Here is a 15,963-nt window from a genome sequence, read left to right on the forward strand (position 1 = left end):
TTCGCCCGGAAGATATTAAAGATGAACTTGTCTTTCTAGAGGCAAATCTAGAGTCTACGATATCTGCTGGCATTGAAGTTGCCGAGCTGAATGGAGCAGAGACGTTCCTTTACTCGAAAGTCGCGGATCAAAGCTTTATTGCCCGAGTCGACTCCCGTTCTGATGTTAAAGCTGGAGATACCGTGAAATTAGGTTTTGAGATGAATAAAGCACATTTCTTTGATGCGGTGACGGAAGAGAGAATTTATTAAGTTACTTCTTTTAGTCAAATGGTTCAACCTTATTTCTCCATGGGAAAAGGGATACCCCTCTTTAAGGAGTATCCCTTTTATCTTTCAGTAACATATAAGCTTATTTTTAATATTTTATATCCCGAATATCTCGGGTGGGAAATTCTTCGTTTTCGTTTTAATTATTGGGTGATTATTTCAAAACGCAGCATGAATCATCGTGTTAATTCAAGAATTTCACTTAACCGCGGTACGTGTTCCACTGGGTGTTCTCTAACTTAAGCAACGCAAGCCCTACCTGCTCTTGCGTCCTTGCGACCCCTTAGTCGCTCCAGTTTGAATAAGCATCTTCAAAAACATTGTAGAATGCCAGAGTGCTTATTTGTTACTCGATTTACTATAATACCATCTTAAAGAATTCTTGTCAATCTTTTTTTGCAAAGAAATGAACTGGGATCCGTTTGTTAATTTATGTTTAGGTTTTATTGGTTGGAATGGATTATTATCTTTATATCAATTAAACTTAGATTACTACATTATACATAGGGGAGGGATCTTTTTGTGGCCTTTTAAGAAAACCGTGCAACCTACATTAAATATAATTGAACCAATCAAGAAAACCAACTACACAAAAGACACAGATAAAATTGTCGAAGGTTTGTTTGAAGGGCAGTACTTTCTTATAAAATCTTTAGAAGTTCTTGATTTTAAAAAAGGAATTGACTGGAACTATCAGCACCATTCGGGTGCAAATACTTATCAACTTTATCTTCATTCGTTGGAAACCATTCATCATCTTTGTAATCATTACGAGAAAAAGAAAGACAAAAAATCATTAAAAAAAGCTCATGAAATTTTACAAGATTGGGCTAAACACGACGAAGCCCATCCAAAGGAAAATTACCGTTCTCGCTGGAGTGATCACGCAACGGCAACGCGTGCGTTAGCAATTATTTATCTATACACTTCCGCTGTAGATATAATAAAAATAGATGAGGAACTGATCTATAATCTTCTCTTGAAGCATGCTAGATTTTTAAATGATGACCAAAATTATCGGAAAAATAACCATGGAATCATGGTCGACAGGGCTTTACTATCGATTGCATTAGTTTTGTCCGAATATCCAGAAGCAGAACACTGGAAAGAGAAAGCAATTTATAGAGTCAGGGAAGCTTTCAATAGAGATTTCAGTTACAAAAATGTCCATTTAGAGAATTCGCCGGACTATCATAGTATGGTGATGAGGCTTATTCAATCCGTCGAAACCTTCTTGGTAAAAAATAATTTGACCCTCGGAAAGGACATCGTAGAAAGATTAGAGCAAGCGGATGATTATTTTCACTATTTTTTAAAGCCAAACCTAAAAGTCCCGACCATTGGAGACACCTCTTCCGGTCATTTAAAACGGAAGAAAAAGAAATTTGATTCCTTCATTGATGAAGAAGCGGGTATTGCAATCCTTCAAGATGAGCATGAGGAGCCAGAAAGATCAACTTGGCTATCTTTTATCTGTGGTTATGGGAGTAAGACTCATAAACATTTCGATGATTTATCGTTCAACCTGTTTTATAATGGCAAAGACATTTTCGTTGATTCGGGAAAATATAATTATGTTAAAAGTGATAAGATCAGACAATACGTCCTTTCCCCAATTGCACACAACACCCTTGCAATCGATGGAAAAGAATATAAATTAGGCGATCCGCTAGTCTACCGCGATAAAATTAAAATAACCGGTTATCACAAAACGTTACACTATGAACTAATTCAAGGGGAAAATAAAGCACATAACGGAGCGAAACTAAAGCGGACACTTATCTTTTTCAAGCCGGATGTCATAATTATTTTCGACCAAGCTGTAAGTGACGAAGATCAGAAATTTTTACAATTGTACAACCTTGCCCCACATATTGAAATCCTTGAGACAAAAGATAATTACGCAAAAATAAAATCAGGTGCCGATATCATTGAAATCGAGCAACTGCTCGGAACAAGTTCCGTTACGAGTTTCCAAGCGGATCGAACTGAACCGAGAGCAATCATGTCCGAACGTTTCAATGAATTAATCGATATATCACAATTGGAGTTTTCAAAAACGGGTGAGAACGTGAATTATCTGACGATGATTAATCTGGGAAATGATACTTCTGTTAAAGATGTCACTTTTGATGAAATCGCTAGAGTTTTAACGTTAACTAAAAATGGTAAAAAGCTAGATATAGCTTTGTGATTGCAAGCGGGTGTGATCTGGAGTATTAGATTTTGCTAAGATGTAGCTAGTAGTATTTGTAACTGGAAAATCAGGTAAAAGCGCGGGTATGCCCAAAACATGTAACCCGCGCTTTTATTCATTATTTCTGCTGACTGACTTGCGCACACCCATCAAGAAGAACAGCTATTCCTTTTTAATATGACAATCGGCGAATCGAGCTAACTTAAATAACGATATATCATGCTCCGTTACTCCATGCATTGCTAATTGGGATAGGATTTCTCCTACTACACTAGCGAATTTAAATCCATGACTGGAGAAGCCTGTCGCTATCAATACATGGGCATGTTCTGGATGCTGATCGATTATAAAATGTCCGTCAGGCGTTCGGGTATAAATGCAAATTGCCGCTTTCTTTAATTTCCCAGCAGCCTCTGGCATGAAGGTATCCAAGAACTCTCGCAAATGCCCCTCATCATGGATATCTGAACCAAATTCACGGTTCATCGTAGACGGATCAATTACATCTTCATAGTCATGACGCCCAATTTTCAGCCCGCATCCGCCAAAAGATGGGAAACCATAATAAAGTGCTTTAGAACCATTAATTGCTACTTCCGCCGCAAATGTTGGGAAGTTGTGCAAATTAAACAGCGCTTCATTCGCTTCAAACCACCCAATCGGTTGACGAGTTGTCTTTAATGGGAGCTTTAAGCCTATTTTTTCCGATAACGTTCCACTCCAAGCACCTGCACTTATAATCAGCTTATCCCCAGTAAACGTAGCGTTTTCCGTTATAACGCTCACCGACCTATCACTTGTCTCTATATCGATTACCGGATTTTGAAAGGAGGTTTCAGCTCCGTGGTGAATAGCCAACTCTTTATATGCAGCGATACAATTCTCACTAAATAAGAACCCGGAATTTGCCTCATAAAACCCAATATAATCATCCGGCAGATTAAGCCCAGGAAATCGTTCCTTTATTTCAGCACTGCTAAGAAAGTCGATATGCAAGTTATGTTCTTTTCCACTCGCTATCGCTTCATCGATAAATGGCGCATTTCCTTGTGGTCCAAACCCCATCGCACCTGCCTGGGTGAATATTTTCAAGTGACTCTTTCTCTCCAATCCTTCCCACAATTCTTGAGAACGAAGAGCAAGTGGAACGTATTCCCTTCCTTCTCCATATGCATGGCGGGATAATTCGTGTTTCCCCGTAATGGCTTCCTTGATCATGTGGCGGATTATGTGCGTCAATCAGCAAAACCTTCACCCCTTGACGGGCTAAATAGTAGCCAGCAGCCATCCCCATTGAACCTGCCCCGGCTATAATGACATCATAGTTTTTCTTCATGGAATCCCCCTCATATGCTTCTTTATTCCAAATTCACGTTATCATTATTCTTGCTTCACCCGTACAACGAGCATCATACAAAATGAAAGAATCATAATCGCAATCACCCACATCCAGGCCATCGCCTTATTCCCTGAGTCCAGTGCAATATAAATTGCTGTTGGAATTGTTTGGGTGACGCCTGGGATATTTCCCGCAAACATTAAAGTCGCACCAAACTCGCCTAACGCGCGGGCAAAACTTAATATACTTCCAGCAAGCAGCATTTTAGAAGCTAAAGGAACAGAGATCGTTAGGAAGGTTTTCCACTCCCCCGCCCCGTCAATCCTTGCCGCCTCTTCAATATCACGGTCCACTTCCTCGAATCCCGATTTCGCTGCTTGGTACATCAGCGGAAATGCGACAACGACTGCAGCGATCACAGCGGCCCACCATGTAAAAATAATGGGTTGATTAAAAACCCATTCAATTGCTTGACCAATAATACTATTTTTTCCGAAAACGACAATTAATAAAAATCCAACGACCGTCGGGGGCAACACCATGGGAAGCATCAGAAGCGTTTCTAATACGGCCTTCCCTTTGAATTTTCTCCTCGCAAGCACTTTCCCGATTAACGTCCCCATTACAATTACGATAACACCTGATATCGCAGCAACTTTAAGAGATAACCAAATCGGACTGAGAAATGCTTGCATAAAAGCACTATTTAATTGTAAATCCATATTCTTCAAATACCTTTAAGGCTTCATCGCTTTGGAGATAGTCCAAAAAGACTTTTGCCATTTCGTATTGGGCAGAACCTTTGATCACTCCGACTGGATAAATAATAGGTGTATGTGTTTGGGCATCAACGGAAGCAACAATATCTATTTTTTCTGAAGTGAGGGCGTCTGTTTGATACACAAGTCCAGCCTCAACATTCCCGGTTTCCACATAGGATAAAACTTGCCGAACATCCTTTGCAAAAACGACTTTCGATTCCAGCTTATCCCATAAATCCATCTCTTCCAGTGCTTCTTTTGCATATTTGCCTGCAGGTACGGATTCAGGTGTACCGATGGAAATGTTACTTATTTCTCCTTTCGTAAGGTCCTCCAGTCCCCTGACTGATTGATCCTCTTTTGGAGTAATTAATACAAGCTCATTTCCAAGCAAGTCTACCCTATCTTCTCCAGCAATCAATCCTTCTTCTAGCAAGTTAGCAAACTTATCTTCTGCCGCTGAGAAAAATAGATCCACTGGTGCACCTTGTGAGATTTGTTGCTGCAGTGAACCTGAGGCTCCGTAATTAAAGGTCAAGGCTATTTCCGGATGTTCTTCTTGAAAATCCGCTTGAATCGTATCTAGTGCCTCTTTCAAACTTACCGCTGCCGAAATCGTTAACGCAGCATTTTCAGCCGCTGTCCCGGCTTCCTCGTCTCCTGGATCTTGAGCAGAATTATTCGTATTAGAACATGCACCTAATAGTAGAAATAAGAAGAAGAGCATACTAATAAAAGACATTTGTTTTTGCATATTCTAATTGCCTCCTTCCGCACATTTACCTTTCATTATATCCTATTATAATAACTCACGCTGAAAATGAAAATCTCCTGATGCGGGAACATCAGGAGAAGCATATTATAATTTTCCCCAAAAAATTTAGGGCGTGGGAAGTACTTCCTAACTAAAACACAATCGTCTTATTCCCATGCACAATAATCCGGTCTTCCAAATGCCACTTCACCGCGCGCGCAAGTACACTGCGCTCAATTGCTTGTCCAATCTTCTTCATTGCTGCCACGTCATCTCGATGGTCAACACGCCCAATATCCTGTTCAATAATTGGACCTTCATCAAGATCATTTGTCACATAATGTGACGTCGCACCGATCATTTTCACTCCCCGGTTAAACGCGCGTTCATATGGATTGGCACCGATAAACGCTGGTAAGAAGGAATGGTGGATATTGATAATTTGATTCTTATATTCTTCTACAAAATCAGGCGTCAGAATCTGCATATAGCGTGCAAGAATGACAAGATCCACATCATACTGCTCTAGGATTTCTTTTTGCTGTGCTTCCGCCTGGCTGCGAATATCCCGATTGGCTGGAATATAGTGGAACGGAATACCACGGGATTCTACCATATCTCTTACAACTTCATGGTTACTGACGACAACAGCAATATTAGCCATTAAGTCACCGCTCTCCCACTCCCATAACAGCTCAAGCAGACAATGCGGCTCTTTTGAAGCAAAAATCGCTACATTCTTCAGTTCATGGACGTACCTAACATCATAATGCATATTGAATTTTTCAGCGATTGGAGTAAAGTCCTTTTCCAAATCGGCTTTCTTATCCCTTAACCCCGGACAATCGAATTCAATCCGCATAAAGAACTGTCCACCCTCTGGGTCAAGTGTATATTGGTCAGACGTTACAATGTTTGCCCCATGTTCATAAAGAAACTGGGATACAGTTGCAACAATCCCCGGTTGATCTGGACAACGAATTAATAGTCTTGCCCGATTTTTATTTTCATTTTGGTACGCTTCTATTTTCTCTTCTGTATAGGTATGCATAAACGATCCTCTTCTCATCTAAAAATTTTCTTTATAACCTACTCTATGGAATTCAGTTCAAACTTTCAAGCTTTTTGTTAACAAATAAGAAGTACCTGTCAGCCCTGAATCGTTTAAAAAGATTTAGGGTGTGGCAGGTACTTTATTTAACTCCAAACAACAGCGATTATTTTTAATGGCTCGTCCCCCGTATTAATCAAACCATGACTTCCGCCTCGCGTAATAATGCAGAGATCACCTTTCGAAACGGCATGCTCTCCTTCGTCATCCTGAAAGTTCCCCGTTCCTTCAACAATATAGTAGGCTTCCGCATCCTTATCATGTGAATGAAAACCAATCGAGCCGCCAACTGGTATGCTGACTTCTGCAAACATATCAAGACCAGCAATCTGATCCTCTTTAGTCAGTTTACGAGATAAGTCCACGATTCCTTTTCCACCATGCAAATTCTCCACCGATTCAACTGTATTGGAGCGTTTAATCATTTAATCACCCTCTAATTAAAAAGACTTGGCAGGAATGTGGAAATACCTGGTATAAAAATAATTAACAGAATAACAACTACGAGAATACCAATCACATGCAGAATATAAGGTAATGTATCTTCTATCCCCATATTTCGATCTGTCACACTCGCACCTGCAATTAATGATAAACCTACAGGAGGTGTTACGTTAGCAAGCGCAAAGTTCATGACGAGAACCATTCCAAAGTGGATTGGGTCAATTCCATATTCCATGGCAATTGGCATGAAAATTGGACTAAGCAAGATAATAAGTGACGTCACCTCCGTCAACATTCCAAGAATAAGCAAGATAACAGATACGATCAGCAGGAACTGAAGCGGTGTACTCGCAAACTGCAAGAAGAAATCCGAGATCATCGCCGGAATTTTATTGGCAGTTAGTACGTATGTAAATGCATTCGCCACGGAAATAATAATTAAAATCGTGGCAGATGTCACCGCAGAAGAAACCATAATATCTTTAAACTTTCTAAACGTTAACTCTCTGTAAAATATAGATAAAATAAAGCTATAGACAACAGCAATGACCGCTGCCTCTGTCGCTGTCGCAAATCCGCTGAAAATACTTCCTAAAATAAAGATCGGCGTAAGCAGCGGGAAAAAAGCTTTCACACCTACTCGCAGAAATTCTTTTCCTGTCATCGGGGCAGGCTTGTCAGCACCATAGCCTTTCTTTTTTGACATATAAGCTACGTAAATACAGAGCAGTAACGTAAGGACAACTCCCGGAACTACTCCAGCAATAAATAAGTCACCGATCGAGATATTCGCGGTGATACCGAGGATAACCATTGTAATACTCGGCGGAATAATCAATCCAAGGACACCCGCAGGACCAATAATACTTGCAATAAATGAATTACTATATTTTTCTTCTTTGAGACGCGGCACAAGAACGGATCCAACTGCATAAGTCGTGGCAACCGTCGAACCAGAAACTGTTCCGAAAAGCGCACTTGTTACAACAGTTGTCATCCCGAGCCCACCGGTTAAGCGTCCGACAAAGGCTCTTGCAAACTCCATCAACCTACGCGTTAAACCGCCCTCTCCCATAATATTTCCGGCCAAAATAAATAGCGGAATAGCAAGATAGGAGAAATTATTTACCCCTGCAAACATCCGTTGTACGAGTACTTCCAGGGAAACATTGCCAAGAATCATCATACCCGCACTTACAATTCCTAAAATAAAAGCAATTGGCATTCCTAAAAAGAGAAGTCCAAAGAATACGGCAAGAATTAATAGAATCATACAGTCGGCTCCCCCTCTCCAGTAGAACGGAAAATATCCGTTACAATAAAGTAAATTGAAAAGAGAGAACTAAGTGGAATCGCCAAGTAAAATAATCCCATCGGTAATTGTAACGTGGACGAAGTAGTCGACATTGCGCCCATCGTTAACCCGAAGCCGTAATAGGCCAAGATTCCAAAGAAAAGGATCGTTAATAGATGAACCGAAAAATGAATCATCTTTTGAATCGTCGGTCTTGCTCGCTTAACAAAGAATGTCACCGCTAAGTGCATCTTTTCATAGATTGCTAGACTGGAACCGAAAAAGGTAAGCCAAACGACTAAAAGCCGAGCAAGCTCATCTGCACCCGGGAAGGATATACTCACCATTCTCGTTAACACTTGCAGAAATACGATGACCGTTAAACCCGTAATTGCAACAACACATAAGTAGACTAATATTTTGGCTATGATTTCTTTCACTTTCATGGGTATCACTTCCCCCTATTCCATTAGTTTCTTATAAAGTAAGAAAGGAAGAGAGCCGATTCCCTCTTCCCTTTTCATTACCAGCCCGACGCCTCACGATAAATATCCATCATCTCTTCACCAAATACTTCTTTTTCCCATTTATCATAAACCGGCATCATCGCTTCACGGAATGCATCTGTATTCACATCATCATTGACCTGCATTCCATTGTCGATTAATTCCTGAATATACGTTTCTTCCTGTTCGTCATTCATTACCGTCACTTCATCTTGAATCCGTTCTGTTTCCGCCAATATAATTTCCTGATCTTCCTCGGAAATGCTATCCCATACATCCGTGCTCACAATGAGCATGATTGTATTATAAAAATGTCCAGTCAATGATAAATAATCCTGTACTTCATAAAACTTCGGCAGCAACGTATTTGCGAGCGGATTTTCCTGCGCATCAATTGCCCCTTGTTGTAATGCCCCATATACTTCGCTGAAAGCCATTACAGTAGGCAGTGCTCCTAATTGCTCAAACGCATCAACCCGTAATTTTGTCTCAGCAACTCGAATATTAAGCCCTTCCAAATCTTCTGGTTCAACAATCGGGCCTCTATTATTCGTAATGTGGCGGTATCCCCATTCAAGGTACCCGATTTTAGTCATGTCCTGTTCAGCCATAATATCTGCCAAATAATCGCCAAATGCTCCCTTATATGCTTCTCGCGCATGTTCGATATCTTTCCACATATATGGTAAATCTTCAATTGCCATCCGTGTATCCAGTGCTTGCATCGATCCAACCATAATCGCTGCTGCTTCCATCGAACCGAGCTGTACTTGCTCAAGCATTTCTGTCTCAGAACCGAGCTGGCTGTTCGGATAAATATCAAAGGTTACTCGGCCCTCAGTTTGCTCTTCTACTTCGGTCGCCATTTCTTCAAGCAAATCAGAAGCAGGAGTCCCTTCCGTCAAAGCATGTCCGAGCTGCAATGTGACGGAATCGGCACTACCTCCTCCCCCATCGGTATCCGAACAAGCTGCTAATACAAATACTAGTAGTACAGCAAAAAAACTCACTTTCCATTTATTAGACATTTTCTCTCTCCTCTTTTTGTCAAAAATAATCGCGAGAAAGCGCTGTCAAACAATGTTTCCCCTTATGTAATTTAGCGTACTTCCTTCTATTTTGACGAGTCTTTTGAATTATTCGTATACTGTATACTACAATACAAAAATATAAAAGTCAATAGAAATTGAATAAACAGAAAAATGGTGTGTAAACAACGTCGTACACTTATATACCCAACGCTTATTAGGTTTAATCTTATTTCTTGAGTTTACAAAATATTCCCCTTAATGTATGATATAAGATAAACCTGTATACAGTATACAAGCTCTGACAGCGTACATTTTTTAGAATAAAGGAGATAAAATCCATGCTGAGCAAAATAAATTCTCGCGTAAAAAGTATTTCCATACCAGGCATCCGCGTCTTTGCAAATAAAGTAAACGAATATGAAAACGGTATCAACTTCACGATTGGTGAATCTGATTTTCCAACGCCTGAAAATGTAAAGCAAGCTGGAATAAAAGCGATAGAAAACAACTTGACCGGCTACTCCCATAATGCTGGCTTATTAGACGTCCGCCAAGCGATCTCACGCTTTTTTGAGGAAACGTACCATTTTTATTACGACCCAGCAACTGAAATTGTCGTAACGAACGGTGCCAGTGAGGCAATTGACTCAGTCCTGCGTACTATTTTAGCAAGTGGTGATGAAGTCATCCTGACCTCCCCCATTTACTCTGGATACGAATCGATTATCCATCTAAATGGCGCAAAATCTGTCACAATCGATACAACAGACAATGGATTCATTCTCGATCCCGAACGTTTGGAACAAGCAATAACAGATAAAACGAAAGCAATTATCCTTAACTATCCATCGAATCCGACCGGAGCCACACTTAGCCGCGATCAGATGGAAAAAATTGTTGCTGTTTTAAAGAACCATAATATTTTCATTATTTCCGATGAGATTTATAGTGAAAATACATTCGATGGCGAACATTGTTCATTCGCTTCGTTCCCGGAGATACGTGAGCAATTATTTCTGATCCATGGACTCTCCAAATCCCATGCAATGACGGGCTGGCGGATCGGTTATGTGCTCGGAAGTAAAAATTTAATGGAACACGTTTTAAAAGTACATTTAAACAATTCGATTTGCGCTTCTCTGCCAAGTCAATACGCAGCCATTGAAGCACTGACCGCAAACAGAGAAGCGCCTGCTGATATGAACAAAGCTTACATCGAACGAAGGGATTTTGTATACAAGCGGCTAAGAGAAATGGGACTTGAGACAACACTTCCGACCGGAGCTTTTTATTTTTTCCCATCGATTCAATCAACCGGTCTGACTTCAATGGAATTTGCGACTAAACTTTTAGAAAATGAACAGGTAGCCGTCGTCCCTGGAAGTTCGTTCACTGGAAACGGCGAAGGATATATTCGAATTTCTTACGCCAATTCCATGGAGAATTTACATGAAGGCCTTGTAAGGCTAGAGCGATTCCTGCAGAAATAATCAAAGGAAAAGGAGAAGACAATGAAAAAAATAGTTCAGCATGAAACTCTATCTGACCAGGCATACCGGATTATTAAACAAGCGATTACAGATGGAAAACTGAAAGATAAAGAATCATTGCCGGAAGAAAAGCTCGCAAAAAACTTGGGAATCAGTCGCACCCCGCTCCGAGACGCCTTTGCACGCCTCGCAGCTGAAGGACTTATTATACAGCAAAAAGGCGCACCGGCAATTGTTGCTAGCTTTACGAAAAAAGATTCTCTTGAATATATGGAACTCCGTAGTTTGCTTGAGGTTTACAACATTGAAAAAGTAACAGTGAAGATGCATAAGGAGACGATTGAAAAACTGCAGGAAAATCTTGTCAGCCAGCGCGCAGCAATTAATGAGAACAAGTATCATGAGTTTATAGAGCTTGATCGTGATTTTCACTTACTGTTAGCGGCTTGCAATGATAATGAAGAGATAAAAAAGGTAATCCATCGTATGAATACCGGTGTCAGCCGGGCATTTCTTATTTTGTCCAGCACCGTCCCTAAGAGTGCGGAAGATGCTTACGAGGAACATCAAGAAATTATAAAGGCATTGGAGCAGAAGGATGTCGTTGCGGCAAGAAATAGTATGCTGATTCATATGAATAACGTCCAAAAACGATTTTTAAGTTACTACGACCACGCGAAAAATAAAAATTAACCTACACAGGGAGGCATTAATCATGCTTTGGCAGACAGAGCAACAATTAGAAGATTTACTATGTGAAGTTGTTAGCTGGGATAGTCGGACTGGAACAGAAGGGGAAATCCAGTTTGCTGAAAAAATAAAAGGTAAGCTGCTTGAGTTAGAATACTTTAAGGAAAGGCCCACTCTCATTCAATTTCATGATGCAGGAAATGAACGAAATGCCGTAACGGCTTTATACAAACAGGAAAACATCAAAAAAACAATCGTACTCATTAGCCACTTCGACACGGTACATACAGAGGAATTCGGTGCACTTGGTGATTTAGCTTTTCAACCTCGGGAACTAACAAAGAAATTTAAGGAAATGCTTGATTCGCTGCCAGAAGATGTGCAAAGTGACGTTACATCCGGTGATTATTTGTTCGGGCGTGGTACGATGGATATGAAGATGGGTCTCGTTCTGCACCTTCATCTGCTTGAGCAAGCCATTTATGAAAAGTGGTCGATTAACCTGCTCCTTGTCACCGTTCCCGATGAAGAAGTAAATTCAAGCGGTATGCTTACCGCTGTTAAAGGACTTGTAGATATCCGGGAGCGTTATGATTTAAATTACACCCTATTTTTAAACAGTGAACCGAGTTTTTCCATGCAGCCACAAGACGCGCAGTATTATATATATTCCGGAACGATTGGAAAAATCATGCCCTCAGCGCTTTTTTATGGGCGAGAAACCCATGCCGGCGAACCTTTGCAAGGAATCAATGCACACTATATGGCTAGTTTTTTGACGAAGAAAATGGAATATAATCAAGCGTTTAGCGAGGAAGTATATGGCGAGCGCACACCGCTTCCACTTTGCTTAAAAACCTATGATTTGAAAGCGGATTATTCCACACAAACATCCAACCACGTTGCAGCGCTTTACAACGTCTTTTTAATGAAACGAAATGCGAAAGAGACGATGACTTCTTTCCGTGAAGTCGCAACAAAGGCTATGGAGGAATGCGCAGAAGAATACAGACGTGTGTTAGCAAGGGAAGAAAATAGTGAGGAGCACTTCAACATAGATGTATGGGAATATGAAGAACTATTGAATTATGCTAGGGGTAAACTTGGCAAAGAAAAGACGGAGGAAATAATTAAAGAAACCGTCGCACTTCCCAATTTGGATCAGCGGGAAATTTCCATGAAAGTATGCGATCAAATAATGGCTCATTGCCAAGAACTTGCACCAGCATGCATTTTATTCTTTGCGCCGCCGTATTATCCGGCAATAAATTCTTCAGATGACCCGCTCGTTCAGGAGAAAATTCTGTTAACGAAGCAGCTGCTTCAAGATCATTTTAATGTTAAGGCAGAGCAAGTGCATTATTTTAATGGAATTTCTGATTTGAGTTATGTGAATTACGATAAGGATGATAAAGGCTGGGAATCTTATCAAAATAATACTCCAGTTTGGGATCACTTATATACGATTCCATTTGATGAAATGCAGAAGCTTCAAGCACCGGTCTTAAATATTGGACCTTTCGGGAAAGATGCTCATAAATTGACAGAACGGCTTCATAAGCAAAGTGCTTTCGTGCATACCCCTTTTGTTTTGCAGAAGGTGGTGCAGACTATGTTTGATGGAGTGATTGCTGGAGTGGGAAAGGAGTGAAGATGATTTGATCTTCACTCTTTTTTGGGTTCACTATCTATTTTTATGGAAATTATCCAAAAGTAGAAATTTAATTAGAACTGTGATATGTAAGTAAAACACACGAGTTCTAGCTTTTTATTCCTAGTATAACAAGATTTATTAAAATAACTTCATCTGCTCAGTTAACTTTTCTTGCCCTTCCTTAGGCATTACATAGCCTAAAGCTTTATAGCCCTTCTTCCTATTCTCATACATATTTTCAAATATACCTTCTTTACGGTCAATATAATCATAGACTTTCACAACTGATTTCTGTTCATGGATACGATGTAATCTTCCGACATACTGTTGCAAAGTACCTTTCCAAGAAAAAGGGAAAATTAAAAACAGAGTATCTAGCCGGGGATTATCAAAGCCCTCTCCTATATATTTTCCGGTGGCTATGATGAGACGTTCTTCTTCATCTGGTAACTTATTTAGTGCATCTAATCTACTTGCTTTCTCTCTGTCACTTAAGTTTCCGGTTAATATAAATAGATTCTTAGTAAAACCCGCAAATTTATCGGCCAGAATTTTCACATGGTCCACTCTTTCAGTTAATATGATCGGTGCGGCCCCCTGCTCTAACTCCTTTAGTACATCATTAAATATCATCGTATTTCTTTTTTCGTCCAGTATTAGTTCCTTATACAGTCCTTCATTCGTATTCCCCTTATCTATTAACTTACTTTTAAACGATGTATAACGGGGAATTAAAATGTGTTTGAATGGGCGAAGTTTTGATAGATCTTTAGCACTGATTTTATATCTTGTTCGACCTAATTGCATACGCATAATTGCTTCATGTCCGTCTTTACGTTTAGAAGTTGCGGTTAGACCATGTACATAAGCTGAATCAAATCGTTTCAATACTTTTTCAAATGTATAAGCTGAAAATGGTGACATTCATCCACAATTATTTGACCATATTTATTTAAATCCTTTAATTTCTTTTCATCTTTAATTGATTGGATCATTGCTATGTCTATCTTACCTTGACGGGAATTCTTACCACCTCCAATTAATCCAATTTGTTCTGGTTGTATGTCCAAAAATGCACCTAATTGTTCTCGCCATTGATTCATCAATTGCTTTCGATGAACAATGACTAAAGTATTTACTTTTCTCTCAGCAATAAGTGCTGCGCCAATTACTGTTTTTCCAAATCCCATTGCCGCTTCCAATATTCCTGTGTTAAATTTAGTCATCGATCCTCCTGTAAAATTTACATCTACTCTACTTCCCAAATAAGTATTATTAACTAACGTATAGTCGATAGATGCTTTCTTTAACAACTCTTTTAAGTCCTCCAAACAACCTCTTGGCAAAATTAAATAATTACCATCTCGCTCAGAGCAATCGATCACTCTAGGAATTCTTTTTGTTGAATGGCGTTTCTTTTCAGCACGATAATAATCTGGGTTACTGAACTTTGCCAATCCAACTACTTGCTCTAAAATATGTTGTGAGATTTCATTTGTATTAATATAGATCCCATTCGTGCAAATAATGTTTATTTTATTTGAAAGAGGTGCTACGACTGGTCCTTCTTGAATAAACATATTTTTATTTGAAGAGGTATTGATTAAACTCTGTATTTCTTTTTTACTTATTCTATTCACTTTCGCCAAGTAATCCCATTGGTCCTTAAACGGATTAAAGTTCTCGTCTATAAACACGCTATTGTGTTCTTTTCGGGATTGGCCTTGTAATGGTAAAGCAATTAAATTACCAAACTTGCCTTTCGTTAATTCATCCTGATTTGGAAACATGCGATCAAAGGATTTTAATTCTCGTTTATTTCTCCGATCAATAGTATAGGTTAGTAAAAGAGTTCCAAATTCCCTAGCCAGTGTTGCCGATATTGGCTCCGTAAAGAAGAACCATACATGACAGCCATTTCCAGAGCGAGAGCGTTCCATATATGCAGGAATGCGAAGTTGTTTACAGGTGCCAATAAAATGTTTTACATCCTCTTTCCAGTCATTTTTGTCAAAGTCAATTGCAAGAAACCAGCAAGTATTATTTCTTAAAAGAGGGTATATACCAAGCGTAAGATCACCGGTTAGATGTCCCTCTATCACCGTTTTAGTTAATGGATAATAAGAATTTGACTTTGAATTCTTAGCAGGTGCATAGCCAGAATCTCCGTCTTTACTTACCCATCTATAGGCATAAATATCTTTGCGACCTTTAAACAAATTAGAAAACAATTGAATTCTTTCATTCATTTTAGCTTGAATCATCGCTTCTTTATTCAGATTCGGTTCTATATGCTGTTTCATATTAGATTGATAGTATTCCACCAGATGCTTTAGTTGCCTATTTTCCTCTTTTAATTCTCCTACCTCTTTAATCAACCGCTTATTCTCTTGTATAAGTTTACTATCCATGACAGACCATAT

15 protein-coding genes and 1 pseudogene are annotated in these 15,963 nt (G+C 39.6%); 5 read left to right on the forward strand and 11 right to left on the reverse strand.

Going from position 1 to position 15,963, the window contains the following annotated elements; translation table 11 throughout:
• Together IEX94_RS19640 and IEX94_RS04010 are read left to right on the forward strand one after the other, a co-directional pair.
• The coding region (locus IEX94_RS19640; RefSeq protein WP_229782555.1) for a TOBE domain-containing protein at positions 1-251 on the forward strand (251 nt) is incomplete at its 5' end.
• Between the two features lie 538 nt (positions 252-789).
• The gene (locus IEX94_RS04010) at positions 790-2,463 is read left to right on the forward strand and encodes a heparinase II/III domain-containing protein (RefSeq protein WP_188856134.1); all 1,674 of its coding nucleotides are present in this window, start codon (positions 790-792) and stop codon (positions 2,461-2,463) included.
• A gap of 165 nt (positions 2,464-2,628) precedes the next feature.
• Here the strand turns inward: IEX94_RS04010 and solA are convergent, their stop codons facing one another.
• The 9 genes and pseudogenes from solA to IEX94_RS04050 all read right to left on the reverse strand — a co-directional run bounded on the left by solA (position 2,629) and on the right by IEX94_RS04050 (position 9,703).
• Entirely contained in the window at positions 2,629-3,696 is a 1,068-nt protein-coding gene (gene solA / locus IEX94_RS04015; protein WP_308425577.1) for an N-methyl-L-tryptophan oxidase, read from the reverse strand.
• A gap of 4 nt (positions 3,697-3,700) precedes the next feature.
• A pseudogene (locus tag IEX94_RS20090) lies at positions 3,701-3,802 on the reverse strand (FAD-dependent oxidoreductase); the annotation flags it as partial.
• A 44-nt stretch (positions 3,803-3,846) separates the two neighbouring features.
• Positions 3,847-4,527 (reverse strand): molybdate ABC transporter permease subunit, encoded by a 681-nt coding sequence (modB, locus tag IEX94_RS04020; protein ID WP_188856135.1) that lies wholly within the window; start codon positions 4,525-4,527, stop codon positions 3,847-3,849.
• On the reverse strand, positions 4,508-5,320 hold the full coding sequence (gene modA / locus IEX94_RS04025; RefSeq protein WP_188856136.1) for a molybdate ABC transporter substrate-binding protein: 813 nt from the start codon (positions 5,318-5,320) through the stop codon (positions 4,508-4,510). Before modA ends, modB begins: the two co-directional genes overlap by 20 nt.
• Positions 5,321-5,471: 151 nt before the next feature.
• Entirely contained in the window at positions 5,472-6,371 is a 900-nt protein-coding gene (purU, locus tag IEX94_RS04030; RefSeq protein WP_188856137.1) for a formyltetrahydrofolate deformylase, read from the reverse strand.
• Positions 6,372-6,517: 146 nt separating this feature from the next.
• Complete coding sequence (locus IEX94_RS04035) at positions 6,518-6,856, reverse strand: cupin domain-containing protein (RefSeq protein ID WP_188856138.1); 339 nt, start codon at positions 6,854-6,856, stop codon at positions 6,518-6,520.
• An 11-nt stretch (positions 6,857-6,867) separates the two neighbouring features.
• On the reverse strand, positions 6,868-8,148 hold the full coding sequence (locus IEX94_RS04040) for a TRAP transporter large permease (protein WP_188856139.1): 1,281 nt from the start codon (positions 8,146-8,148) through the stop codon (positions 6,868-6,870).
• Positions 8,145-8,615, reverse strand: a complete 471-nt coding sequence (locus tag IEX94_RS04045; protein WP_188856140.1) for a TRAP transporter small permease — start codon at positions 8,613-8,615, stop codon at positions 8,145-8,147. Before IEX94_RS04045 ends, IEX94_RS04040 begins: the two co-directional genes overlap by 4 nt.
• Before the next feature lie 77 nt (positions 8,616-8,692).
• Positions 8,693-9,703, reverse strand: coding sequence for a DctP family TRAP transporter solute-binding subunit (locus IEX94_RS04050; RefSeq protein WP_188856141.1), 1,011 nt, complete (start codon positions 9,701-9,703; stop codon positions 8,693-8,695).
• Positions 9,704-10,044: 341 nt separating this feature from the next.
• On the opposite strand from IEX94_RS04050, the gene IEX94_RS04055 reads away from it, so the two are divergent.
• The 3 genes from IEX94_RS04055 to IEX94_RS04065 are packed head-to-tail and all read left to right on the forward strand — an operon-like array spanning position 10,045 to position 13,537.
• Entirely contained in the window at positions 10,045-11,196 is a 1,152-nt protein-coding gene (locus IEX94_RS04055) for an aminotransferase class I/II-fold pyridoxal phosphate-dependent enzyme (RefSeq protein ID WP_188856142.1), read from the forward strand.
• Between the two features lie 21 nt (positions 11,197-11,217).
• Positions 11,218-11,889, forward strand: coding sequence for a GntR family transcriptional regulator (locus tag IEX94_RS04060; RefSeq protein ID WP_188856143.1), 672 nt, complete (start codon positions 11,218-11,220; stop codon positions 11,887-11,889).
• 22 nt (positions 11,890-11,911) lie between these two features.
• On the forward strand, positions 11,912-13,537 hold the full coding sequence (locus tag IEX94_RS04065; protein WP_188856144.1) for a M20/M25/M40 family metallo-hydrolase: 1,626 nt from the start codon (positions 11,912-11,914) through the stop codon (positions 13,535-13,537).
• A gap of 141 nt (positions 13,538-13,678) precedes the next feature.
• On the opposite strand, the gene IEX94_RS19645 is transcribed toward IEX94_RS04065, so the two are convergent.
• Both IEX94_RS19645 and IEX94_RS04070 read right to left on the reverse strand, forming a co-directional pair.
• Positions 13,679-14,464, reverse strand: coding sequence for a DEAD/DEAH box helicase (locus IEX94_RS19645; RefSeq protein WP_229782556.1), 786 nt, complete (start codon positions 14,462-14,464; stop codon positions 13,679-13,681).
• Positions 14,425-15,951 (reverse strand): TOTE conflict system archaeo-eukaryotic primase domain-containing protein, encoded by a 1,527-nt coding sequence (locus IEX94_RS04070; protein ID WP_229782557.1) that lies wholly within the window; start codon positions 15,949-15,951, stop codon positions 14,425-14,427. The genes IEX94_RS19645 and IEX94_RS04070 overlap by 40 nt, the downstream gene beginning before the upstream one ends.
• Positions 15,952-15,963 lie beyond the last annotated feature (12 nt).

The organism is Oceanobacillus indicireducens (assembly GCF_014647195.1).
Classification (GTDB): Bacteria; Bacillota; Bacilli; order Bacillales; family Amphibacillaceae; genus Oceanobacillus; species Oceanobacillus indicireducens.

What these genes read in the sequence shown, in the direction of transcription:
- IEX94_RS04045 (WP_188856140.1), bottom strand. Translation starts at nt 8,615, where the DNA reads ATGAAAGTGAAAGAAATCATAGCCAAAATATTAGTCTACTTATGTGTT.
- modA (WP_188856136.1), bottom strand. Translation starts at nt 5,320, where the DNA reads ATGCAAAAACAAATGTCTTTTATTAGTATGCTCTTCTTCTTATTTCTA.
- IEX94_RS04065 (WP_188856144.1), top strand. Translation starts at nt 11,912, where the DNA reads ATGCTTTGGCAGACAGAGCAACAATTAGAAGATTTACTATGTGAAGTT.
- IEX94_RS04070 (WP_229782557.1), bottom strand. Translation starts at nt 15,951, where the DNA reads ATGGATAGTAAACTTATACAAGAGAATAAGCGGTTGATTAAAGAGGTA.
- modB (WP_188856135.1), bottom strand. Translation starts at nt 4,527, where the DNA reads ATGGATTTACAATTAAATAGTGCTTTTATGCAAGCATTTCTCAGTCCG.
- IEX94_RS04055 (WP_188856142.1), top strand. Translation starts at nt 10,045, where the DNA reads ATGCTGAGCAAAATAAATTCTCGCGTAAAAAGTATTTCCATACCAGGC.
- IEX94_RS04035 (WP_188856138.1), bottom strand. Translation starts at nt 6,856, where the DNA reads ATGATTAAACGCTCCAATACAGTTGAATCGGTGGAGAATTTGCATGGT.
- IEX94_RS19645 (WP_229782556.1), bottom strand. Translation starts at nt 14,464, where the DNA reads ATGTCACCATTTTCAGCTTATACATTTGAAAAAGTATTGAAACGATTT.
- purU (WP_188856137.1), bottom strand. Translation starts at nt 6,371, where the DNA reads ATGCATACCTATACAGAAGAGAAAATAGAAGCGTACCAAAATGAAAAT.
- IEX94_RS04050 (WP_188856141.1), bottom strand. Translation starts at nt 9,703, where the DNA reads ATGTCTAATAAATGGAAAGTGAGTTTTTTTGCTGTACTACTAGTATTT.
- IEX94_RS04060 (WP_188856143.1), top strand. Translation starts at nt 11,218, where the DNA reads ATGAAAAAAATAGTTCAGCATGAAACTCTATCTGACCAGGCATACCGG.
- IEX94_RS04040 (WP_188856139.1), bottom strand. Translation starts at nt 8,148, where the DNA reads ATGATTCTATTAATTCTTGCCGTATTCTTTGGACTTCTCTTTTTAGGA.